Here is a 23,395-nt window from a genome sequence, read left to right on the forward strand (position 1 = left end):
TGCGGTGCCTCACCCAATGAAGTGGCATTTATATGGCAGAGAAAATCGCTGTAAAGCTCTGGAATGAATAAAGACGAAAAATGCTGATGATGAGTGCTGGAATGAAGTTTCAGTTTCATACCGGCATAAAAGGGTTTTTTGCGTATACGTGATTATCTGCCTGCTGGTTTCGCTGAATAAGATGCATGACTATAACGTGCAGTATATGCCGTTTTGGGTAGGTTACATCGTGTTAAATGGTTACAAGAAGCCTGAAGTTTTGCGGGTTATGTGTAACACATTCGCCGTTGTTACTAGCCGATTTCATTAGTAAATGTCTTGTATTAGCATAAATTTTGCCAGTTCTAATTGCCCCCAGACATGCTGCGGATAAGTGTTAGATAAGGCTTGTTGCCACTTCTGTTTTAACCAGTGAGTTTCATCGGGGAGGAGTTATCCCCGCTTTCCCCTCAGCTGTATCGTTAAGTTTTTTGCATCTATGCAGAATGAAAAGAAACACGGAATCTAACTGCGATACCTTGCTAATTGCTGGAATATTTTTCCTATATTACATACGCATCCGTATTGGTGAGTGTGCAATCTAAGGTTAATGTTTTATTAACCTGCTCCTAACAATAGCTTTTTTCAAAGAAATACTAATTCGATCTTTAAGTTTAAAGTTTTTCCTTCAGAGCTTTTCGAAAAAGACATAGTGCAATTTAACAATGTCAATATATATGGACGTAATTCTATTGGTATAGAAGTTAAATTGAATAGATTTCTTTCCCAATATGAAAACAATGAGCCTCGAATAGAAGATGGGTGATAGATACACCTTCTATATTGAGTGGATATTGCGTAGAGTAAGGTTGTTGGAGGCATAATATGTAGGGGTGTATAAAATGAATCCGTTGACTGCTGCACTAGAATTTGTTGAATCTATTAATAATGAAGAAACATCCGAAGGTGTTTCTAAGCGTATTGCTGAACTTGGCCAGTCTTTTGGCTTTACAAGCTTCTGTCTCGCTGCGATCCCCGAAGCTGGCGCATCTTTTGATGGGTCAATTATGTTGAGTGGTTGGCGCCCTGAGTGGCAACAACGTTATCTCGACCGTGATTACGTACAAAATGATCCGATTGTTGCGAAGGCGCGTACCGCAAGCCGTCCATTCTTATGGTCAAGCGTTGCTCGTGATCGCAATATTACTGCCGCTGCACAGCAAGTTCTGTCAGAAGCGCGCGATTACGGAATGTATGACGGCGTCTGCGTGCCAGTGCATGGCCTTCAAGGCTATCAAGGCATGTTGATCTTTGGTGGGCCGGAAGTACGTCTGAATGAACGCGAAATCAGTGTTCTTCATCTCGTTGGCATTTACTCGAGCAATAAGGTGCGGGAATTGATTGGTGCTAATACCAGTCGGCCCCGCCATCGCCTTACCCCTCGTGAACTTGAATGCCTGAAATGGTCTGCTGCAGGGAAGACAAGTTGGGAGATTAGTCAGATCCTGAGTATCTCTCAGCATACAGCAGATTGGTATCTGGCTTCCGCTGCCAGAAAACTGCATGCTGCAAACAGAACACATGCTGTGGCCGAGGGTTTCCGGCTGGGCTTAATTCGTTAAGCCAAAATGACACCTACCTATGCTCTCGGCAGGGTTCGCATCGCGAATCCTGCTGTTTGCACATGAGCGATCGGATAAAAGTTGCACCTTTAGTCGTAAAAGTAGAAAATTTTTTGTGAGATATATTAGATAAGTCAAAATTTAAGGTGTGTGTGTATATATTTTTACGTGTTTAGTTTTTCTCAATTGTACGATAAATTCCTTAGAATTTCCCCGTTTTCTTAATGTTTTGTGACCCGGTAAATATAGTAATGGCTCATGTGACTATAAATTAATCTTTCCATAGAGGGATTTGCTCGACTATAAAGCCCCAAAATACATAGAGACTGGGGGACCTAACTTTGGCTATTCAACGAATATTGGTTGCTAACCGCTCAGAGATTGCAATTCGAGTTTTTCGAGCTGCAAACGAACTTGGTCTCCAGACAGTTGCTGTCTTTGCTGAAGAAGACAAGCTGGCTTTACACCGTTTTAAGGCTGATGAAGCTTATCAGGTGGGTAAAGGCCTGGGTCCAATCGAGGCTTACTTGTCTATCGACGAGATTATCCGCGTCGCGAAAGAGCAACGCGTTGATGCAATTCATCCGGGTTATGGCTTCCTTTCCGAGAGTCCAGAGTTTGCTGAAGCATGCGCTGAGAACGGCATTATCTTTATCGGCCCATCGCCAGATACAATGCGCCGCCTGGGTAACAAAGTAGCAGCACGTGAACTGGCGATTAAAGCTGGCGTTCCTGTTATGCCTGCGACGGATCCGCTTCCTGAAGACATGGAAGAAGTGAAGCGTCTTGCTTTGCAAATTGGCTATCCGGTGATGCTCAAGGCGTCATGGGGCGGTGGTGGCCGCGGCATGCGTGTGATCCGTGATGAAGAGACGCTTCTTCGCGAAGTTGTTGAAGCGAAACGTGAAGCGAGAGCAGCGTTCGGCAAGGACGAGGTTTACCTCGAGAAGCTTGTTGAGCGCGCCCGTCACGTTGAAGTTCAGATCCTTGGTGATCAGCATCGCAATCTCGTACATCTGTTTGAACGCGATTGTTCTATTCAGCGCCGCCATCAAAAAGTGGTTGAGCGTGCGCCTGCACCATATCTTGATGAAGAAAAACGTCGCGAGCTTTGCGAATACGGTCTGAAAATTGGCCGTGAAGTGGATTATTGCGGTGCGGGCACCGTTGAGTTCCTGATGGATGCGGATACCGGCAAGGTTTACTTCATTGAAGTGAACCCACGTATTCAGGTAGAGCATACCGTTACTGAAGAAGTTACCGGCATTGATGTGGTTCGCGCGCAGATCCGCATTGCAGAAGGTGGCCGCATTGGTGATAAAACGGTTACCGGTGTTCCTGAGCAGAACGCGATTGAGTTGAATGGTCATGCGCTTCAGTGTCGTATTACGACGGAAGATCCTGAGCACAACTTCATTCCAGATTATGGTCGCCTGAGCGCTTATCGTGGTGCGACCGGATTTGGTATCCGTCTTGATGGTGGCACGGCTTATGCCGGTGCGGTGATCACCCGCTTCTATGATCCACTGCTTGAGAAAGTGACTGCCTGGGCACCAACACCAGAGGAAGTATGCGCACGTATGGATCGTGCACTGCGCGAATTCCGTATTCGCGGCGTTGCGACCAACCTGATTTTCCTTGAGCGGATCATTGGGCATGCGTCCTTCCAAAACAATTCTTATACAACGCGCTTTATTGATGACACGCCTGAGCTGTTTGAGAACATTAAAACAGCTGACCGTGCGACGAAACTACTGAACTACATTGCTGATGTCACTGTAAACGGCCACCCTGAAACAAAGGGACGTCCGAAACCACCAGCTGATGCACCGGCACCTGTGGCGCCGAAGTTCAAGCTGCCAGTAATGGATGGGACGCGTCAGAAGCTGGAGCAACTTGGCCCTAAAGAGTTTGCCAAGTGGGTAAAAGCTCAGCCGCAAGTGTTGGTTACCGACACGACGATGCGTGATGCGCACCAATCTTTGCTTGCTACACGCATGCGTACCTACGATTTGGCGCAGGTTGCTGATAGTTATGCGCAGGGTTTGCCTGAGCTGTTCTCTCTGGAATGCTGGGGTGGCGCGACCTTTGATGTGTCCATGCGCTTCCTAACTGAAGATCCGTGGGAGCGTCTGCGTCTTGTCCGCGAGAAAGCACCTAACCTGCTAATGCAGATGTTGCTTCGCGGATCCAACGGTGTGGGTTACGCGAACTATCCAGATAACGTTGTTCAGCATTTCGTGCGTCAGGCTGCAGAGTCTGGTGTTGATGTGTTCCGTGTGTTTGACTGCCTCAACTGGGTTGAGAACATGCGTGTGTCTCTGGATGCCGTTCAGGAGCAAGGCAAGCTGTGCGAAGCAGCGCTTTGCTACACTGGCGACATTTTGAACAGCGCACGTCCGAAGTATGATCTGAAGTACTACGTCAACCTAGCGAAAGAGCTTGAAACTGCGGGTGCGCATATTCTTGGTATTAAGGATATGGGCGGTGTGTTGAAGCCGCAGGCTGCGAAGGTTCTGATTAAGGCGCTGAAAGATGAGATCGACATTCCGATCCACTTCCACACCCATGACACCTCCGGTATTGCAGCCTCTACAGTTTTGGCAGCTGTTGAGAGCGGTGCTGACATTGTTGATCTGGCGATGGATTCTCTATCAGGTCTGACATCTCAGCCGTGTATGGGCTCTGTTGTTGAAGCTCTGAAGGGAACGTCTCGCGATAGCGGTCTGGACACAGATCGTATTCAGCAGATTTCCTTCTACTGGGAAGCAGTTCGTACTCAGTATCGTGCATTTGAGAGTGATCTGCGCTTTGGGGCTTCTGAAGTTTATCTGCATGAGATGCCTGGTGGTCAGTTCACCAACCTGAAAGAACAGGCGCGTTCGCTTGGTCTTGAGATGCGTTGGCACGAAGTGGCGAAAGCCTATGCGGACGTGAACATGATGTTTGGTGACATCGTAAAGGTGACGCCAAGTTCCAAAGTTGTCGGTGACATGGCGGTGATGATGGTGTCTCAGGGTATTACACCGGAAGATGTTATTGACCCGAACAAGGAAGTCTCTTTCCCAGAATCCGTTGTCAACATGATGCATGGTGACCTTGGTATTCCTCCGGGCGGCTGGCCTGTTGAGTTGCAGAAGAAAGTTCTGAAGGGGCAAGAGCCGATTACGGTTCGTCCAGGTTCTTTGCTTGAAGCTGAGGACATGGATGCCAAGCGTAGTGAGCTGACAGGTATTCTGGGTCGCAAAGGTTCTGAGCAAGAGCTGTCCTCTATGCTCATGTATCCGAAGGTTTACACTGAGTTTGCCAAGGCTCAGGACAAATATGGTCCGACCAGCGTGCTTCCAACGCCAACCTACTTCTATGGTTTGAAGGTTGGTGATGAGATTATGGCAGAGCTGGAGCCGGGTAAGACAATGGTTATCTCTTGTCTTGCGATTGGTGAAACTGATGAGCACGGTGAAAAGCGTGTGTTCTTTGAACTGAACGGTCAGCCTCGGAACATCCGTATTATCGACCGCACTCATAGTGCTGCAAACACACCTGCGCGTCGTAAAGTTGATGACGACAATGAGCTTCAGATTGGTGCACCAGTACCGGGCGTTATCTCCACGCTAGCTGTGAAAGCTGGTCAGGCTGTGAAAGCTGGTGATCTGCTTGTCTCCATTGAGGCAATGAAGATGGAAACATCTGTTCATGCCGAGCGTGACGGTGAGATCAGCGAAGTCTGTGTGGCTCCGGGTGATCAGCTTGATGCGAAGGATCTGATTGTTACCTTTAAGGGATAAGCCCTGAAGGTATTTACTAGTTTGGATTAACCAGCAATGCGTTTGGTGCATGAGCACTATGCATTGCTGGTTTTTTCGTTTTAGTGACGAAAATATATATAATTATCAGAATGTTATGTGTTTTCGATTGCGATGCGTGACGTTAGGTATTGCTACGTTCCGTAGTAGTGCGGTTGTTCCTGTCTGTGTCCTTCTGTACTCAGCGCTCCAACTAATTCAACAATGTGTTTCCCAATTTCTGATCTTTAGGAACTGCCTTCCTACCAGGCCAGAGTTGGGTTTTTTATTGAGGGTGCAACCGTGCAAACTAAAACAGGAAACCCAGCAGTTATCGGCCTTGCTGGATTTGGTATGACGACTTTTGTTCTGCAAATGGTGAACATTGGTCTTCTGGAAAACATGGGCCCAGTGCTCTGGCTTGGCGTTTTTGTTGGTGGTCTTGCGCAGTTGGTTGCTGGTTTCCAGACAGGAAAGACCGGCAATAACTTCGGTTACAGCGCTTTCACCATTTACGGTGCATTCTGGCTGGCGTTTGCAGGCATCCTTGTTGGCAACAAACTGAGCTTTTATACATCTTCCCATTCTGACATCGGCTTCTTCTTGCTGCCATTCACCATCTATACCGGCATCATGTTCTACGGCGCGTTGCACATTCACACTGCAGAAGCTTCCATCTTCGGCAGCCTGCTGCTCGGTTTCATTCTGTTGGTTCTGGGCCATTTCGGTCCGGCGTTCTTCAACGTGATTGCTGGTTACGTGCTGATCCTGTGTTCATTTTGCGCTTGGTACGTTATGGCGCACATCATCTACAAAGATGTTTGTGGTCGTGATGTTTTGCCAGTTGGCTCGCCAATCCTGCAGCCGGGAGAAAAGATGTCTGGCGCAGAGGCTGTTGCAGCTGAATAACTAGAGTGTAAACTTATATGAAAAGGCCCGGCAACGCCCGGGCCTTTTTGCTATTTAGCTGAGTGAGATGACCAGTGACTGGCGGGTTCGGATGCGTAGCCGATCCAGTTGTCCATGAAGTTTTCCAGCCAATGTAGAACTGCCGGGTCGTACACAAAGCGCTCGCGGAAGTGCTCGCCGCGCTTTTTGGCTCCAGGCAACACAAGACGACTTGCAGCGCGAGTGGTCCAGCGGCTCATCATGGCGTAGGTGAGTTCCGGGTGAAACTGGATGCCGAATGCATTATCGCCCACGCGGATCGCTTGATTTTTGTAGGTCGGGCTTGAGGCCAGAAGTTCGGCACCCGTGGGAAGAGAGAAACCTTCCCGGTGCCATTGATAGACCTGCTGTGGCCATTCCATGAGGTCAGTGCCAGACTGAGTTGCTTCCAGCGGATAATAGCCGATCTCAACCAATCCATCATCATGGCCTGTGACTTGGCCACCAAGGTTTTTGGAGAGCATTTGTGCACCAAGGCAGATGCCCAGGAAGGGTTTGTTTTCTTTGAGCGGAACGCTGACCCAGTCGATCTCTTGCTTCACGAAGTCATCGGTGTCATTGGCGCTCATTGGACCACCAAAAATGACAGAACCCGCGTGGTCAGCAAGAGTGTCCGGCAGTGGGTCGCCAAAACGAGGGCGGCGAATATCCAACTCGAACCCGCGTTTGACCAACTGCTGCCCGACGCGACCGGGATTTGATGTTTCCTGATGCAGCACCACCAGAACTTTGGCTGGGTGCTGATTATTCCGCTCTAACATTGTAAATCAAAACCTTCAGGTCGAAGAAGGGCTACTGCCACTTTGTCGCTTGGCCACTTTTTTCTTAAGCTTCATGCGGTCTCTGGAGGACACGCCTAATAGCTCGGCAACGCGCCAAATTGTGTTGTCTTCAAATTCATGGACGGACCCATCTGCGTAGACCATTTCCCAGAGAGCCTCGATAACTGTCAGACGCTGCTCGGGCTCCAGCTTGCGCTTGAGGACTGATGTGAAACCGTAGAGATCTACTGCATCCTCATCACGTACTTTGGCGAGGTCCATCAGCTCTTTTGTGTCTTCCTCATTCAGCTCATACTGCTGTTGTAAGACGCGTTTTAACTGGTCCAGCTCCTGCTGCTCAATCTCGCCATCTACAGCGATGATATGGAACATGAGCGCTGCGACCGCCAGCCGTTCATCGTCTTCAGAAAAGTGGCCTGCCTCTTCCTGCTCGTTTGACAGGTCTTTGAAGAACTTTTTCAGGGCGTCCAGCATTCATGTGCTCCATGCAACTATTGGTTTTCTTGCACTTTTAAATAGTGCTTTTCTGTTGTGCTTAAAGGTGATTCAGATCCGAATGGAATACTAGTGATACGCAAAAACAATTACAAAAGCCAAGGAAAAGGACAGAAATACGCCAATTTGTGGCCATGTGATACTGCGACAATTGGGAGCAAATATGATAGAACGCACTGGTTCAAGGTAGGTTGTGCTTTTGTTCTGGGTCTTGAGAGGCGTTAACCAATCATAATTTAGACGTTTTCTACGGGCTTTTTGCCCTGTATTTGTTGAGTACGAGCTGCTTACATGAGAGTCCTTTTTCGGGCCTCACGAAACTGTCCACTAGGATATAAGACTAAATGAAACGCTCTCTTCTTATTTTTGGAGCTCTTGCCGCTCTTGTGGTTTGTGGTCTGGTGCTTGCGCCACTTCTCGTTCCGCAGAAACAGCTGAAAGCCCAAATTGCAGAGTCTTTTGAGACAGCAACCGGATGGAAGCTGCGTCTTGATGGGCGCACGAGTGTGGATCTGTTTCCGACACTGGCGATCGAAGTTGATAATGTTGGCGTTGCAGGTGTTGCGCGAGCTGACGGGATTGAGTTTGCACGGGTTGAGAAAGCCCGGTTCGAGCTGAATTCTCTGCGTTTGCTGACTGGTGGCAACATCATCCGTAACATTGAGCTTGTTGAGCCAAAGTGGACCCTTGAGTTTGATCAGAAAGGCGGCGCGTCCTGGCAGCCGCAACTTTCTGAGGGTGAAGAAGGGGAAGCCTCTCTGGTTGCTGCAAATATTGCAGGACGAGTTGCTTCCTTTATGCAGCAATTGGACTTAGACACCGTCAGCATTCAAAAAGGTGTCGTTTCTTACAGTGAGCCAGAGCAAGAAGCACCAATAGTTCTTTCTGAGATTGATCTTGTGCTAAATTTCGAGCATGGCGGTGACGGCCTGACAGCCGAAGGTGCGTTTAATCAGAGTGACGAGCGTTACATTGTTGGTGGGCGTGTTGGATCAGTTACCGCGCTGAGCGAGGCTCGCGCGACGTCTGTTGAGGCTCATGTAACTGGACCTGCTCAAGAGAAAGTTGGTTTTAATGGTCAACTTGCCTTTGGTGCACGGCCTGTTGGCACACTACAAGTTTCTGTTGAGTTACCGAGCCTTGCTGCCGTTGCTGCGCAACATGATGTGGCCTTTCCAGAAGGGGTTGGCAGCGGTGCACTGACAAGTGAGCTGCAGTTCCGCCAACGTGGGGTTCGCACAAAAGACCTTTCCATTACTGCTGGCTCTGTTGGCTTTGGCGGCAATATTGCGCTGAACTACCTTGAAGACGGCTATGAGTTAAAGGGGCAGGTCAGCGGACAGTCCTTGAATTTTGAGCAGATGCTTCGCCTCGTTGGGCTAGACGCCTCTGCATCCGGTTTTGCCAATGTGGATGCATCTTTCTACGGCGTTGGCCAATCCTACGATGAGTTGGTTGCTGCGCTGGAAGTTGATGGTGGTGCGATCCTGCGGAAGGGGCGTGTCGCTGACATTCGCCTGCCAAATATGCTGGCGGTTGAAGGGCGCGACGAAGCTCTTGATGACATGGACCTGACTTTTGTCTTCTCCGGCCTGTCTCAACCATTGCAGCTGCAAGGCACGGCGCGCTGGCACGGTGAGCCGATTGTTCTGCAAGGTGGTCTCCGTTCTGATGCGAATATCGACCTTGCGTTCTCCAGTGAGATGTTCTCCGGGAGTTTGACTGGTCCGTATTCTTTGCGTGATGGTTTTGACGGAATCTTTGCCTTCCAGACGGATGACTTCAGTAATTTTGCTCGTTGGTATGGGCGACCTCTGCCTCGCTATCTGCGTGGTCAGAAGCTGGAGCTTTCTGGCCAGTTTGAAACTGATGATAGTGGTGTTGCCTTTGAAAATGCGCGGTTTGTTCTGGATGATACAAGCCTCAAAGGAACTGGCCGTCTGGATACAGGTGAAGTTCCAAAGCTCAGTGGTGAATTGGAAGTTGCGCATGCGTCTTTCGATAAGATGTTCTCTCGCAGTGATGAGAAGAATGCCAAGGGCGAGGGCACTTATGACTTCTCTGTCCTGCGCAGCTTTGATCTGGACTTGGCGCTTTCCATACAGGACCTGAAGCTCGGTGCGCTTCGAGGACGAAATGCAGAGTTGAAAGCAGTGTTGTCTGATGGTCGATTGGCTTTGGATGTTGCCCGTGTTGGTCTTTATCAAGGTGAGGGTGCTGGTAAGCTTCTTCTGAACGGCGCAACGGTTAAACCGGGTATCTCTGCTGAGTTTTCGCTGAAAGGTATTGATGCAGCTCCATTTCTTGCATCGCTCAGTGATATGCCGCGTGTTGATGGTAATTTGTATGCTGAAATGGATGTGAACACCTCCGGTAAGACACCAAGTGATCTCTGGGTCAATATGGGTGGAGCGCTCAGCTTCCAGCTTGGCAATGGCATGTTGCATGAGTTGGATGTTGATCGATTGGTTGCTTCTGTCGGGGGCAAAGGCATTACGGGTTGGCCGTTTACGGACAATGATCAGACTGAATTTTCCAGCTGGGGTGCTGACGTAATTTTTGAACAGGGTACTGCAAAATTTCAGGCACTAACGTTGCAAAGCAAGACTGCGCTGGTTGAAGGACGTGGTGCGATCAACATCAAAGATGGCGAAGTACTCTGGTATCTGCAGCCAAGCCTGCTCGATCAGTCCAAACTGGATGATGATGGAGCTGCAACGACGCAGACCGCGGATATGGCGCCGCTGAAGATCCGTGGATCGATCAACCTTCCGAGCTTTGAGCCCGTCGATGTTCAGGAGTATGCAAGCGCGTCTTTTGGTGATGTGAAGCAGACACAAAAGCTTTCTGAAAAGCTGGCGAAAGATCTTGAAACTGCAAAGACAGTTGAAGAGGCGCAGCGTTTGCGGGCTGCTGCTGCAAGAGATGAGGCTGTTGCGTCACCTGAAGCAGCTAAGGATGTGGTAGCCAAACCAGCCGTGCTTGCTCAGCCATCAGCGGAAGATAGTGATGTGACTACAGCTTCGGTTGGAGACGGCGATCTGCCTCCTCTTGCTGAAGGTGCTGTCGCGAACACTGATACTTCCAAGATTGTCATGCCTGTGGCTAAGCCGGGTGAAGCATCGGCGCCTGCGGTTGCGGCTACAACACCGAAGAAGTCAAAGGTGATCGCTGCACCCAAGCGTGATCTGAAGCGACGTGATGTGGTGCCGCGTGGGCCGGGGAATGTGAATGTGGAAGCCGTTGCAGATGGAACAGCGGATACGGATGCAACGTTGACCTCTCTGGAGCAGGCATTTGGGATGCCCGCTGGCTTCCTTTCCGATTGATCAAGCCTTTATACAGAAATGAAAAAGCCCGGAGCGGTTAATGCTCCGGGCTTTCTTGTTTTGAACGAGTTTTTGTCGTTTGATTGAGTACAATCAAACGGAACGTGCTCTAGATAAAGTGGATCTCGTTGCTGAGTGGCATCTGTCTGATGCGCTTACCCGTTGCTGCGAAGATCGCATTTGCTAATGCTGGCGTTGATGGTGGTGTACCAGGTTCGCCTGCACCACCCATGCGTGGAGAGTTCTCCAACAGCTCAATGGTGATTTTGGGGGCTTGATACATGCGCATGGCATCGAACGTGTCGAAGTTTGCTTGTTCGATCTCGCCAACAACCCATGTGATTTCCTGTCCCAGCGCCTGACTGAGCCCGAAGTTGATACCGGACATGATTTGATCCTTGAATATACCTGGATCAAGAACGATGCCCGGATCGGCAACGGCCCAGACTTCCTCAATGGTGACAGTGTTGTCGGTGACGTCTACCTGAACCACTTGTGCGGTCCACGTTCCGAAAGACAGAACGTGGGCGATGCCACGGCCTTTGCCTGCGGGTAGCGGTGTACCCCAGCCGGACATTTCTGCGACGCGCTTCAAGGCTTCCCGTGCTGGTCGGAATTCATCGCTGGTTAGATGAGCCAAGCGGAACTCAAGTGGATCTTTGCCAGCTTTGTGCGCTGCCTCATCCATAAAGCTCTCATGGAAGAAACCGTTGACTGAATTGCCGACTGAGCGCCAGAAACCAATAGGCACCTGAAGATCTGCCACGTGAGCCTGACAGCGGATGTTTTCAACATCCAGCGGCTGATTGAAGGCACCATCGAGTACAGTGTTGTCTGGACCTGCGGGGCTGATACCCGGGAAGATCCGTGGCATTACGCTCTGGATGATGGATGGGGAAGCCACCTGCATGTCCATGGTCTTTAACCTGCCATCCGGTGTCACCTGACCTTTGAACTGGCCAATCGCCATTGGACGGTAGGTGTCGTGCTGCGTGTCTTCTTCGCGCGTCCAAGTCACTTTTACTGGATTTGGTGCAGTTGCTTTAGCGATGACGGCAGCATAGAGCGCAAAGTCGACTTCCAGACGACGTCCAAAGCCTCCACCGAGACGGGTAGTGGTAACGTCAATGTCGGCGCTGTCCATGTCGAAGTGACTGGAGACAACAGACTGGATTAGGCCGGGAGCCTGTGTTCCGGTCCAGACACGGATCGTGTTTTCGTCGTGCTGGGCTGTCGCGTTCATTGGCTCCATGGTGGCGTGGGCCAGGAATGGGACACGGTATTGCGCTGATACGGCTTCACTTTCCGAAATAGATGTAAAGGCGTCTGCATCAGACCCGGTGCCACCTAGTTCGAATGTGGCTTCTTGCGTCAGTGCGTTTTCAAGGACGGACCACATCTGATCGGAGTTTTGAAGGGAGAGTGGATCGTCCCACTCGATCTCCAAGGCTTCAGCGCCTTTGAACGCTGCCCAGGTGTTGTCAGCCACAACACCCAGACCTTCACCCGTGATTGTTCTGATTTCGACGACATCTTTGACGCCGGGAATGGCGAGTGTTGCGGTCTTGTCGTAGCTCTTGAGGCTGACACCTTTGCGTGGGGCCATTTTTACGGTGCCGTAAAGCATGTTTGGCAGTTGTACGTCGATGCCGAAAATGCGGCCTCCGGTTACTTTGTCTTTCAGTTCAACACGCTTTTGCGATTTGCCGAGGATCTTCCAGTCACTGGCTTTCTTAAGCTTCATCTCGCTTGGAGGTGAGACCGCAGCGGCTTTGCTTGCCAGCTCTCCATAAGTGACAGACTTGCCGGAGGCTGTATCTGTGATGGTACCGTCTGCAAGTGTGAGATTATCTTCTGAGGTGCCGAAGTGTTCTGCTGCTGCTTTTAGCAGGACGAACTTTGCGGCATATCCGGCTTCGCGCATCTTCAAAAAGGCGTCGGTGGTGGAAGAGGAGCCACCGGTCATGTTCAGACCGAGGAACTTGGCGACGATTTTCATCGAGCCGCGCGCAAGTTCTGCCAAGACACTTTCATCATAAAACGGGAAGGGGGTAGATTCCTCCAGCATTGCAGCGTTGAAATAAGCCGGGCTGGATGGACCATGTTCCACAACCACCTGCTCAAGCGGAACTTCCAGCTCTTCGGCGACCAGAGCTGCCAGTGTTGTGTGGACGCCCTGACCCATTTCAGCACGAGGGGCGATGATGGTGATTGTGTTGTCTTGATCAATCATCACATAAGGATTGAACGGTGTTTCACCTTCAGCCTTCTTAGCGTCCAATGGGTTTGCATAGGGTTTCTGGTAGAAATAGAAGCCCACGGCAAGGCCACCGGCAGCTGCAACGCCAAGGCCGAGAAAGGCACGGCGGGTGTATTTTCCCAATCGGCTCATCTTCAAGCTCCCAGCGTTTGTGCTGCGTCTTTGATCGCGGCTTTGATTTTTGGGTAGGTGCCACAGCGACACAGGTTTGTCATGGCATCGCTGATGTCTTCATCGGTCGGGTCCGGATTTTCTTCCAGCAGAGCGACTGCCGCCATGATCTGGCCGGACTGGCAGTAACCGCATTGAGGAACGGAGTGTTTCATCCATGCTTGCTGAACAGCATGCAGTTCGTCGCCTTGGGAAATACCTTCGATGGTGGTGATCTCACCTTCGACCTCTCCGACAGGCTGAGAGCAAGAGCGCACGGCCTCCCCATCAATCAAAACAGTGCACGCGCCACAGGCTGCAATACCGCATCCGAATTTGGGGCCTTTGATATCCATAATGTCCCGAAGCGCCCACAGAAGTGGCATTTCCGGGTCGGCTTCTATCTCTTGTTTTTGACCATTCACGGTCAGAGGTATTTTCGGGTACATTTGTCTGGCGATCCCGTAAATTTATAGTTAGGAGACTTTTGTTCTCTTAACTTATGGTCTGACAGATGTTTGTCAATGGACCTTGCCAAGTTTAATTGACATGGATTGGAATGAGACCTATCACCAAACTATGACCAACCAGAGTTTTCAGCGCGCCAGATCTGCCGAAGCGAAGGCACAGCGCCATAATGATCTTATACGTGCCGCGACCTGCGTGCTTGAGCAGGACGGCGTAGATGGACTGACCTTGCAGGCAATTGCCAGCCGTGCAGGTATCGTGAAATCCAACATTTATCGGTATTTTGAAACGCGGGAAGCCATTCTGGTTGAGTTGCTGCTACGTGATTTTGTCAAGCTGATTGAGGATCTGGAGCAGGAAGTCCCCGGTGAGATGGCTCCCGCTGATATGGCGAAGCTTCTTGCTGAAATGTTTGCGTCTCGGCAGGTGCTATGTGAGCTGATGAGTGAAATTGCTCCAACAATGGAGAAGAATATCTCCATTGATTGTGTACGTGATTTTAAACGGGCATTACTGGTGGAGGCTGCTCAGGCAACAAGCGCTTTGCAAAAAGGGTTGCCGTGGCTTGATGCGGAAGAGGCGATGAGTGTCTTCTTCAGCATTCATGTGTTCGTTGCCGGACTGTGGCCAGTAACCAATCCACCGCCAGTTCTAGTGACACTCTACGAGGAGCCAGAATTTGCTCCACTCAAGTACGAATTCGCTCCGGCTTTGTTTGGCATGATCACTGCGCATCTGCTTGGCCTGGAGGCAATGAAAAAACTCAGCGCGTAAACGTTGCGATTGCTTGTTGCAGCTGCTTGATACCGACCTGAGGGTCGTTTGTGTTTTGTATCTCCACCAGATGCGGTAGTTCCGGCAGGGACAGGTCTGCGCGCCTTAACCGTTGCTCGATATCTTCTGCAGTTTCGCGGCCTCTCATGGAGAGGCGTTGTGCGAGCACGTGGATTGGTGCCGTAATATGTACGACCAGCAGTTTCTCATACTTGCAGACAGCGTCTGCCAAGGCTTTTCGGGAGCCATTTGCGACGGCAATCCCGCCCTTGGCGATGTGATGATCCACGCATTCTGGCAGGGCATAGGTCAGCCCATGGGCTGGCCACGACAATGCTACGCGTCCCTGATCGATAAGCTCTGACATTTGCTCGCGGCAGACTGCTTTGTGCGGTTCTGAACCGGCATCTGTCGGGCGGGTGATCAGGCGGCGGGCGAACATGATGTTCTCATCGCCTTCGCACAATTCCTTATAGCCGTAAATCAGCGTGTCTTTGCCTGCACCGCTCGGCCCTACGACCATGATCAGTGCGCCAGGACCAAGCTTTTTTGCTTGCTCCTGAGCTGTATCCAAAACCGTCACGATAGATCCCCCCTCTCATCCGCCGTGCTAAGCGACGCGATATCCTTCGCGCCAGACACCACGGACGATTGGCACGTCGCCAACCATACGCACCTGTACAAGGTCTGCACGGCGGCCAACTTCCAGTGCACCACGGTCAACAAGGCCAACTGCCTCCGCCGGGATTTTGGTTACCTTTTGTATGGCTTCAGGAATGGAGATGCGCTCGATTTGCTGGGCCAGTAAGAAGGCAGCTTGCAGAAGTGAGACTGGGACGTAATCAGAAGACAGAACGTCCAGATAACCAGCTTCTGCCAATTCACGCGCGGAGATGTTGCCGGAATGAGATTTGCCACGCACTACGTTCGGAGCACCCATCAGCACAGCCATGCCAGCTTCGTGTGAAGCCTTTGCAGCTTCCATGGTAGTGGGGAACTCAGCGACGTTGATGCCAAACTTGTTTGCTTCCTCAACGTGGGCAAGGGTCGCGTCGTCATGGCTGGCCAGCATCATGCCTGCAGCTTTGGCGCGGTCTGCGATCGCAAGGCGGTTCTTATCGGAGTTGCGATCTGCACGGACCTGCATTTGCAGCATGAATTCCTGCATTTGCTTGTCCGAGAAACCTTTCTTGGTTTTGTAGTAAAGCTCGAACTGATCCAGAGAGGTGAACTGGCGTTGTCCTGGCGTGTGATCCATAAGTGAGGCTAATCGAACGCGTGGATCGTCGTTGAACAGTTCAAAGCCTTCCACACAATTGTCGGCGGAAACTTCGCAACGCAGGTGAATGTAGTGGTCAGCGCGCAGGCGGCCTTCCTGCTGGCCGATCTCGATTGCATCGGCCATGGCTCGCATGTCCTGTGCTGTCAGGTCCGCATCATCTTCCATTCCAACGCGCAGGGCATCGAACACGGTGGTGATGCCGGAACAGGCAATCTGCGCGTCGTGGGCCTGAACAGCAGAGACTGCGTTCCATGTGACGCCGGGGCGTGGCTTGTAGTGGTTTTCGAGATGATCGGTATGCAGCTCGACAAGACCGGGAATGAGATAGTCGCCTTCACAGTCCAGTGCGTTGGACGTGTTGCCGTCGCTTAAGTCGCTGATCATGCCATTTTCGACTGCCAGTGTGCCTTCCAGCGTCTGGTCCGGGAGGATCAGTTTTGCGTTGGTGAAGGTCATTGGTGTGTGTGGCTCGACCATTGTTGATGTCTGATGTGGCGCTTCGCCGACTAATACATCGCTCATGCTACTTGTCCTTCCAATGGTCTTATTTCAATGACTTGAAATGGCGCCCCAGCCTCTGGTTCAACGCAGAGGGCGAGGTGCGAAATGGAGATTGGTTGATGAATGACAGGCTTGAAGTGGTCTTCTGCGGCAGCTTTGAGAGCTCTGCGCTCTCTCTCGTCTTCAAGTCGTTTTGACAGGGTCATATGAAAATGGAAATGCTTGAAAATGTAGGGGTAGCCCCATTCCAGCATGTAGGCATCCTGCTGTGGTGTCAGGTTCGTTTTGCGGCGTCGTTTGATGTCTTTTTCGCTTAAAGGTGCGCGAAGATGGTCGAACTGTTTGATGCATTGCGCTGCCAACCCGTTGAGCTGGTCTGACGGCTGCGTCGGTGTCAGGGCCAGAAACTTGCCGAGGAAGTTTGGCGCCAGTCCTTCGATGGTGAAGGCAGATGTTTGTTTGGCGAACGCACTGAAAGCCGCTTTTGCATCTTCCTGCGATTTACCTTCCGCCAGATGGAATGGTGGTTTCATGGTGGCGTGGAAGCCATAGCGGCGTGCGTCTTCGGTGATTGAGTGCAGGTGCCCAGGCTCAAACTCGTTCAGGTGCGGGTGTGCGAGGCTGTCATTGGAAAAGGCTGAGCGCCCGAGCCATTGGCTTCCCAACTCAGTGAGTTTGGCTGACTGTGGGTGTGTGAAATAGATTGAGTAACGCATATCCAGAATATCCTTGGGCTTCGAAGTACCGGGCAAACGGTGTCAGTCCTATGACACCTCAGGCTGGTTCGAAGTGTTCCAGAAACCTTTCCACAGTCATCGATTGAAACAGAGGGAGCCGTTCGAATATTTTGTCCTCAGGCCAATCCCACCATTTGAGTTGGATCAGCCGGTTAGCAGCTTCCTTGGAGAAGCGTCTCTTGATCGGCTTTGCCGGGACACCGCCTACGATGGTGTAGGGCTCCACGTTTTTTGCCACCACAGCGCCTGCTGCGAGGATCGCACCGTCGCCAATCGTTACGCCGGGTAGCACGGTTACGCCATGTCCGATCCAAACGTCATTGCCGATAATGACACGCGCGGCTCTGCGGTCAGCAAAGAACTGGTGATCCCGTTCTTTATCTTCGCGGTAGTATTCGGGGGTGTAGGTAAAGCGATGTTGGGAAACCCGCTCCAAGGGATGATTGGGAGGGCCAAGGCGAACATTGGATGCAATGGCCGTGAACTTGCCGATTGTTGTGTCCGCAACCGTCGAGTTCGGGCCAATGTAGGAGTAGTCGCCGATCTCACAATATTCCAGATAGGTTGGACCAAGCACTTCGCATTGCTTGCCAACCGCAGCCTCTCGATGGGTGACGGTTGACTCGATGACCGTCTCCGCAATTTTGGGGGGCTTTGTCATGGAGTGAGTTTCCCTTTTCCACGCATAGTGCGTTAAGCGGCCGTTGCGAAGGTTGTTACATCGATGATCCGGTCTGCAATGGCATCGCGAACGTCATGATCGTGAAGAATGCCTACCATTGCTACACCTTGCGTTTTCTTCTCTTCCACCAGCTCCACAACAACGGCTCGGTTTGCTGCATCGAGTGAGGCTGTTGGCTCGTCGAGAAGAAGGATCGGGTAATGTGCGATGAAGCCTCTTGCGATGTTAACGCGTTGCTGTTCACCACCCGAGAAGGTTGCTGGTGGCAACTGCCAGAGACGCTCTGGCACATTGAGGCGTGAGAGCAAGTTGCCAGCACGCTCAAAAGCTTCGTCTTCTGCAACGCCTTGCGCCATGAGAGGTTCGGCAACCAGCGTGAGAGCAGGGACGCGTGGGATGGCGCGCAGGAACTGTGAGACGTAACCGATTGTGGTTTCGCGCAGGCGGATAATGCGGCGCGGTGTTGCATCGGCGACATTGACGATCTCGTCGCCATCCGTGATCAGGATCTGCCCTTTCTGGCAACGGTAGTTGGCGTAGATCATTTTCAGAATTGAGCTTTTACCCGAACCTGACGGACCGCCAAGAACCACACATTCTCCTGCTGAAACGGAGAAGTTTACACCGGAGACGACCGGGATTTCCAAGCCATCTCGCAAGTGCATCTTGAAGGACTTGGCAAGGTCAGAAACAAGCACCTTGGTTTTAGGAGTGTTTGTCATTGTCTTGTCCTTATGGCTGCAAGATGGAGGAGACGAGGAGCTGGGTGTAACTCTCTTGCGGGTCGTCCAGTACCTGATCTGTCAGTCCGCTTTCGATGACATGACCGTGGCGCATCACCAGAATACGGTGTGAGAGGAGGCGGGCCACTGCCAGATCATGGGTCACGATGATCACGGAGAGGCCAAGGTCAGCAACAAGACCGCGCAGGAGGTCCAGCAAGCGTGCCTGAACAGACACATCCAAGCCGCCAGTTGGTTCGTCCATGAAGACCAGCCGTGGGGCGGTGACGAGGTTGCGGGCGATCTGGAGACGTTGGCGCATTCCGCCGGAGAATGCGCGTGGGTCATCGTCAATGCGGTCTTCTGCTATCTCAACGCGGCCGAGCCAATCGGTGGCAGTTTCACGGATGTTACCGTAGTGCCGAGCACCAACTGCCATGAGGCGTTCGCCCACATTGGCCCCTGCAGAGACAGTCATGCGCAATCCGTCTGCTGGATGCTGGTGGACAAAACCCCAATCGGTGCGCATGAGCATGCGTCTCTCGGCTTCGCTCATTTCATAAAGGTTCCGCATCTGGCCCATGCGGTTGCGATAGTTGACCGAACCTGAGGTCGGGGTGAGGCGCGTTGCAAGGCTGTTGAGCAGCGTTGTTTTGCCCGAGCCACTCTCGCCTACAATTGCAAGCACCTCACCCGGATAGAGATCGAAGCTGACATCTTTACAGCCGATGCGGCCGCCATAGAGTTTTGTCGTGTTGCTGACCTGAAGCAGCGGAAGGTCTTCAGAACTTTGAATATCCAGAGACATTAGTCGTTTCCTTCTGCTTCCAGAGGATTGGTTCCAAGGTGGCCGACATGACCGGCATCGCGGCGTTCCTCGCAGAAATCACTGTCAGAGCATACGAACATGCGGTTGCCATCGTCATCCAGAATGACTTCATCCAGATAGACCTCTTCTGCGCCACAGATTGCGCAGGGTTGTTCGAACTTAGTCACTTCAAATGGATGGTCCTCAAAATCGAGGCTCACTACTTTGGTGTGTGGCGGGATGGCGTAGATGCGCTTTTCGCGGCCTGCTCCGAACAGTTGAAGTGCTTCCATCTGGTCCATCTTCGGATTGTCAAACTTTGGTGTTGGAGAAGGGTCCATGACATAGCGGTCCTGCACCATGACCGGGTAGGCGTAAGCCGTTGCGATATGACCGAACTTTGCGATGTCCTCGTAGAGCTTCACATGCATAAGGCCGTATTCTTCCAGCGCGTGCATCTTGCGGGTCTCGGTTTCGCGTGGTTCCAGAAAGCGGAGTGGTTCAGGGATTGGAACCTGATAGACGAGCACCTGATCCTTTGTCAGCGTTTCTTCCGGGATGCGGTGACGGGTCTGGATGATGCTGGCGTCTTTGGTTTTTGTGGTGGTGTCTACACCTGTTGTCTCAATAAAGAAGTTGCGCAGGGCGACCGCGTTTGTCGTGTCATCTGAACCCTGATCGATCATCTTCAGGCAATCATTCTTGCCGATGACTGCCGCAGTCACTTGCACACCGCCGGTTCCCCAACCGTATGGCATTGGCATTTCGCGGGCAGCGAAAGGAACCTGATAGCCAGGGACCGCAATGCCTTTGAGGATTGCGCGGCGGATCATGCGTTTGGTTTGCTCATCCAGATAAGCGAAGTTGTAATGCTCGCCGGAGATGCCTTGTGTTTCAACGCGCTCGGTCATTGTGCTGCCTCCGCTACGAGTTCCTGTTCAGCTGCTTCGCGTTTCTCTTGCCACTCTTTGCGCACCTTGCGGATCAGCTCCAGTTCTGACTGGAAGTCGACGTAGTGCGGGAGCTTGAGGTGTTCTACGAAGCCAGTGGCCTGCACATTGTCTGAGTGAGACAGAACGAACTCCTGATCTTGCGTCGGAGAGTCTATTTCCTCGCCCAGCTCTTGAGCCCGCAAAGAGCGATCCACCAGAGCCATTGCCATGACTTTGCGCTCTCCCTGACCGGGGACCAAACCGTAGCCGCGCGTGAACTGTGGCGGTGCGGAAGCGGAGCCCTGGAATTGGTTGATCATCTGGCATTCGGTGACTGTCATGGTGCCAAGGGGAACTTCGAAGCCGAGCTCTTCCATGAAGAAGTCAACTTCGACCTCTCCAAGACGGATTTCTCCTGCAAAGGGATGGGTTCTGCCAAAACCACGCTGGGTGGAGTAGCCAAGTGCCAGCAGAAAACCTTCGTCGCCGCGTGCCAAATTCTGCAAGCGCAGATCACGATCAGCGGGGAAGGTGAGCGGTTCGCGAGTGATGTCACCTACTGGAGCATCGGGTGCGATTGGCTCATCTGGCTCGATCAGACCTTCATCATTGAGAAGATCAGTGACGCGCGGTACCACCTCTTCCTTCTCGAACCCCTGTGTTTCTGGTGCTGGTGCTTCCCCATCAGCAACCAGCTTAAAATCGAGAAGGCGCTGGGTGTAATCGAAGGTGGGGCCAAGCAACTGTCCGCCGGGGAGATCCTTATAAGTCGCGGAAATGCGGCGGCGGATCAGCATCTTGGCAGTATCGATTGGTTTGGAGTATCCGAAGCGTGGCAGAGTGGTTCTGTAGGCGCGCATCAGGAAAGCAGCTTCAATGAGATCGCCACGGGATTGCTTGATACCGAGTGCTGCCAGTTCTGCGTCGTACAGAGAACCCTCTGCCATCACACGGGAGACAGAGAGGTAAAGCTGTTCGGAGACTTGCTTGAGGCTCAGGGATGACACGCTGGTATCGCCGCGGCGATCCCGTGCCATGAGCTTGTGAGCGTTACGGATGGCTTTCTCGCCACCTTTCACAGCAACATACATGAGTTAAGCCTCCAAACCGGTGATTTTAGTGGAGCGGGGCAGGCCTGCGACCTGACTGGTTCCAGCAAAAATGATATCGATGCCGAGTGGGTAGAGTGTGCTGTTGTCTTGCATCTGCTGCCAGAACATTGCTGGTGCGGGAGCAATGCTGAACTGCTTCTCGGTTTTGATGCCCGGACCTTTTAACGTGATGCCGTCGTCCTCAGTGAGCTCAGCGACCATTAGGATGATTGTAGTTGAGCGGTCTGGATACTCGGCATTGCCAGCGGCAAAGCTTGCGATAGCAGGGAGCAGTTTTGTATCCGAGACCAGCGCAAAAGCAGCCGCTGCCGGGCTTTCAACGAAGGGTGCTGCAGTGTGGAAACGGATGTAATTCTTGACGGTTTCATTGGTTGCCAGCGCAGGATCCAGCCAGAGCGGTGTGTCATAATCGCAAAGTGTCAGCACGAGCGCTGTCGCAGCTACTGACAGTGGAGCAGGGGGGCTGAGTGTGAGAATGTCCAGCTGCTGCACTGTTCCCGGTTGCGCCAGTGCGTTCATGGCGGAGCGGAATACGGACTGTGCGTCGTGGACTGGATCTGCCAGGCCCGGAGCGGGTGCTTTAGCGAAGATTGAGGAGGCTGTTTGCGTGCTCATATTACTCTCCCCGTACCATGGTGAAGAAATCAACTTTGGTGGCAGCGACTTCTGCGCGTGTTTCGTTTTCCGCTTGTTCCTGAGTGCTGGCCAGAGGCTGTAGAACTTTCGTCTCAATGAGATCACGGTGTTCTGATTGCTGCCAGAGCGCGTCTACCAAAGCGGCCTGTAGAACCTTTTGCTTGTCGCGACCAAGAGCCTGACCAAATCCGGTGGTGCCATCGTCCAGTGCGATGACACATCGTGTGACGGTTGCCTCGCACATGTTGAAGGGGGCACCTGTGCCGCCGGCGCGGCCACGAACCATCACAAGTCCGATTTCCGCCGGGCGGATAACGGTATAGTTCGGTTCTAAGCCGAGGTTTTTCCACGTTTCTGCAAGGTCTTGCGCTGAGGCCTTTGCCAGAATGCCCATGGCACTCTGCCTAGCTGCAATTTCCGGTGATTGCTCTTTGAGCGAACTTGCCGTCATTTCAGCCCCTTTAACTTTCAGGAACACACTGGTTCTCTGGCATTGTGTGGTGACGCCCTGTGGTTTCACGAAGAACTGTGTCTGGGCGCCTGAATTTGGTTGCTAAGCTAGAACTAATGTTGTCTAGTTGTATAGACAAATATTTTGCTCGCCAACTGACTAGTGTTGTTTCATGACGAAGGGATGACGAATGCGATGAAATTTGATTTTTCTCCTGTTGAGCGACGTGCGGGCGTTGCCATGTGGAAGCAGATTGCTGAAGTACTGCGCTCTGAGCTTTCTCGAGCTGAGGTTTCTGAGGGGGAGAAAATCCCAACAGAACAAGAGCTTGCTCATAGTTTCGAGGTCAACCGCCATACTGTTCGGCGTGCGATTTCCACTCTGATTGAAGAGGGCTTTTTGCGCTCAGATCAAGGACGTGGAACCTTTGTCGCAAAGGCTCCACTGGTCTATCCAATTGGTCCGCGCACACGGTTTTCGGAGAACTTGTCGGGTCAGGCGCAGGAGGTTTATGGGGATATCTTCCGCACAACCGAAGTGGCTGCAGATGCTTACACATCGGAGTTGTTGGAGGTTGAACCGGGCACTGCGTTGTTTAAATGCGAATCCGTAAGTTATGCAGACGGCACGCCGGTTATCGCAGGAACGCGCTGGTTTGAGGTCTCTCGTTTTCCCAATCTGCCTTCAGATTTGAATGAGACCAATTCGATCACCAAGATCATGGAGAAGTATGGTTTTGGCGATTATCGGCGTCAGGAAACCCGGATTACGGCAGCGCTTTGTAGTGCGCATAATGCGGAGTTGCTTAAGATTTCCGAGGGATCGCCTGTGCTTGTGATGGAATCCATCAACGTGATTGCGAGTGGTGAGCCTATACAAATTGGTCGTGCCTATGTGGCTGCTGATCGGATGCACCTAACAGTCAGAAATGATTAGGCTT

Annotated in this window: 20 protein-coding genes; 6 read left to right on the forward strand and 14 right to left on the reverse strand. The window is 51.8% G+C overall.

Annotated features, from left to right (window positions below):
* The first annotated feature begins 881 nt into the window (after positions 1 to 881).
* From PsWM33_RS16630 to PsWM33_RS16640, 3 genes are all read left to right on the forward strand, one after another.
* Positions 882 to 1,601 (forward strand): LuxR family transcriptional regulator, encoded by a 720-nt coding sequence (locus PsWM33_RS16630; RefSeq protein WP_057461895.1) that lies wholly within the window; start codon positions 882 to 884, stop codon positions 1,599 to 1,601.
* Positions 1,602 to 1,942: 341 nt separating this feature from the next.
* A complete protein-coding gene (pyc, locus tag PsWM33_RS16635) occupies positions 1,943 to 5,389 on the forward strand; it encodes a pyruvate carboxylase (protein ID WP_063300950.1) in 3,447 nt (1,148 codons plus the stop codon).
* A 300-nt stretch (positions 5,390 to 5,689) separates the two neighbouring features.
* Positions 5,690 to 6,295 (forward strand): acetate uptake transporter, encoded by a 606-nt coding sequence (locus PsWM33_RS16640; protein WP_063298606.1) that lies wholly within the window; start codon positions 5,690 to 5,692, stop codon positions 6,293 to 6,295.
* 50 nt (positions 6,296 to 6,345) lie between these two features.
* Here PsWM33_RS16640 and PsWM33_RS16645 read toward each other — a convergent pair whose 3' ends face one another.
* Both PsWM33_RS16645 and PsWM33_RS16650 read right to left on the reverse strand, forming a co-directional pair.
* Complete coding sequence (locus tag PsWM33_RS16645) at positions 6,346 to 7,095, reverse strand: glutamine amidotransferase (protein ID WP_063298605.1); 750 nt, start codon at positions 7,093 to 7,095, stop codon at positions 6,346 to 6,348.
* Between the two features lie 15 nt (positions 7,096 to 7,110).
* Entirely contained in the window at positions 7,111 to 7,590 is a 480-nt protein-coding gene (locus PsWM33_RS16650) for a tellurite resistance TerB family protein (RefSeq protein WP_063300951.1), read from the reverse strand.
* A 365-nt stretch (positions 7,591 to 7,955) separates the two neighbouring features.
* On the opposite strand from PsWM33_RS16650, the gene PsWM33_RS16655 reads away from it, so the two are divergent.
* Complete coding sequence (locus tag PsWM33_RS16655; protein WP_063300952.1) at positions 7,956 to 10,940, forward strand: AsmA family protein; 2,985 nt, start codon at positions 7,956 to 7,958, stop codon at positions 10,938 to 10,940.
* Positions 10,941 to 11,049: 109 nt separating this feature from the next.
* Here PsWM33_RS16655 and PsWM33_RS16660 read toward each other — a convergent pair whose 3' ends face one another.
* Both PsWM33_RS16660 and PsWM33_RS16665 read right to left on the reverse strand, forming a co-directional pair.
* Positions 11,050 to 13,332 carry a xanthine dehydrogenase family protein molybdopterin-binding subunit gene (locus PsWM33_RS16660; RefSeq protein ID WP_063300953.1) on the reverse strand — a complete coding sequence of 761 codons (2,283 nt, stop codon included), beginning with the start codon at positions 13,330 to 13,332 and terminating at the stop codon, positions 11,050 to 11,052.
* 2 nt (positions 13,333 to 13,334) lie between these two features.
* On the reverse strand, positions 13,335 to 13,799 hold the full coding sequence (locus PsWM33_RS16665; RefSeq protein WP_082827038.1) for a (2Fe-2S)-binding protein: 465 nt from the start codon (positions 13,797 to 13,799) through the stop codon (positions 13,335 to 13,337).
* A 100-nt stretch (positions 13,800 to 13,899) separates the two neighbouring features.
* Between PsWM33_RS16665 and PsWM33_RS16670 the strand changes: the two genes are divergently transcribed.
* Entirely contained in the window at positions 13,900 to 14,592 is a 693-nt protein-coding gene (locus tag PsWM33_RS16670; RefSeq protein ID WP_208994594.1) for a TetR/AcrR family transcriptional regulator, read from the forward strand.
* Here the strand turns inward: PsWM33_RS16670 and phnN are convergent.
* Genes phnN through phnG form a run of 10 tightly spaced genes read right to left on the reverse strand, consistent with a single transcriptional unit; the run spans position 14,582 to position 22,455 of the window.
* A complete protein-coding gene (gene phnN, locus PsWM33_RS16675; RefSeq protein ID WP_063300955.1) occupies positions 14,582 to 15,175 on the reverse strand; it encodes a phosphonate metabolism protein/1,5-bisphosphokinase (PRPP-forming) PhnN in 594 nt (197 codons plus the stop codon). The genes PsWM33_RS16670 and phnN overlap by 11 nt on opposite strands.
* 27 nt (positions 15,176 to 15,202) lie before the next feature.
* Entirely contained in the window at positions 15,203 to 16,351 is a 1,149-nt protein-coding gene (locus tag PsWM33_RS16680) for an alpha-D-ribose 1-methylphosphonate 5-triphosphate diphosphatase (protein WP_063301122.1), read from the reverse strand.
* Positions 16,352 to 16,392: 41 nt separating this feature from the next.
* A complete protein-coding gene (locus PsWM33_RS16685) occupies positions 16,393 to 17,091 on the reverse strand; it encodes a DUF1045 domain-containing protein (protein WP_063300956.1) in 699 nt (232 codons plus the stop codon).
* Between the two features lie 58 nt (positions 17,092 to 17,149).
* Entirely contained in the window at positions 17,150 to 17,773 is a 624-nt protein-coding gene (locus tag PsWM33_RS16690; protein WP_063300957.1) for a DapH/DapD/GlmU-related protein, read from the reverse strand.
* Positions 17,774 to 17,805: 32 nt separating this feature from the next.
* Positions 17,806 to 18,516, reverse strand: coding sequence for a phosphonate C-P lyase system protein PhnL (gene phnL / locus PsWM33_RS16695; RefSeq protein ID WP_063291759.1), 711 nt, complete (start codon positions 18,514 to 18,516; stop codon positions 17,806 to 17,808).
* 10 nt (positions 18,517 to 18,526) lie between these two features.
* Positions 18,527 to 19,324, reverse strand: coding sequence for a phosphonate C-P lyase system protein PhnK (gene phnK, locus PsWM33_RS16700; RefSeq protein WP_063291758.1), 798 nt, complete (start codon positions 19,322 to 19,324; stop codon positions 18,527 to 18,529).
* Positions 19,324 to 20,235, reverse strand: coding sequence for an alpha-D-ribose 1-methylphosphonate 5-phosphate C-P-lyase PhnJ (locus PsWM33_RS16705; RefSeq protein ID WP_063300958.1), 912 nt, complete (start codon positions 20,233 to 20,235; stop codon positions 19,324 to 19,326). The genes phnK and PsWM33_RS16705 overlap by 1 nt, the downstream gene beginning before the upstream one ends.
* Positions 20,232 to 21,347: a carbon-phosphorus lyase complex subunit PhnI gene (locus PsWM33_RS16710; RefSeq protein WP_063300959.1), complete on the reverse strand. Its 1,116-nt coding sequence runs from the start codon at positions 21,345 to 21,347 to the stop codon at positions 20,232 to 20,234. The genes PsWM33_RS16705 and PsWM33_RS16710 overlap by 4 nt, the downstream gene beginning before the upstream one ends.
* Positions 21,348 to 21,350: 3 nt before the next feature.
* Complete coding sequence (gene phnH / locus PsWM33_RS16715; RefSeq protein WP_063300960.1) at positions 21,351 to 21,983, reverse strand: phosphonate C-P lyase system protein PhnH; 633 nt, start codon at positions 21,981 to 21,983, stop codon at positions 21,351 to 21,353.
* Position 21,984: 1 nt separating this feature from the next.
* Positions 21,985 to 22,455: a phosphonate C-P lyase system protein PhnG gene (phnG, locus tag PsWM33_RS16720; RefSeq protein ID WP_063301123.1), complete on the reverse strand. Its 471-nt coding sequence runs from the start codon at positions 22,453 to 22,455 to the stop codon at positions 21,985 to 21,987.
* Between the two features lie 195 nt (positions 22,456 to 22,650).
* On the opposite strand from phnG, the gene phnF reads away from it, so the two are divergent.
* Entirely contained in the window at positions 22,651 to 23,391 is a 741-nt protein-coding gene (gene phnF, locus PsWM33_RS16725; protein WP_208994595.1) for a phosphonate metabolism transcriptional regulator PhnF, read from the forward strand.
* Positions 23,392 to 23,395 lie beyond the last annotated feature (4 nt).

This window comes from Pseudovibrio sp. WM33 (assembly GCF_001623165.1).
Classification (GTDB): Bacteria; Pseudomonadota; Alphaproteobacteria; order Rhizobiales; family Stappiaceae; genus Pseudovibrio.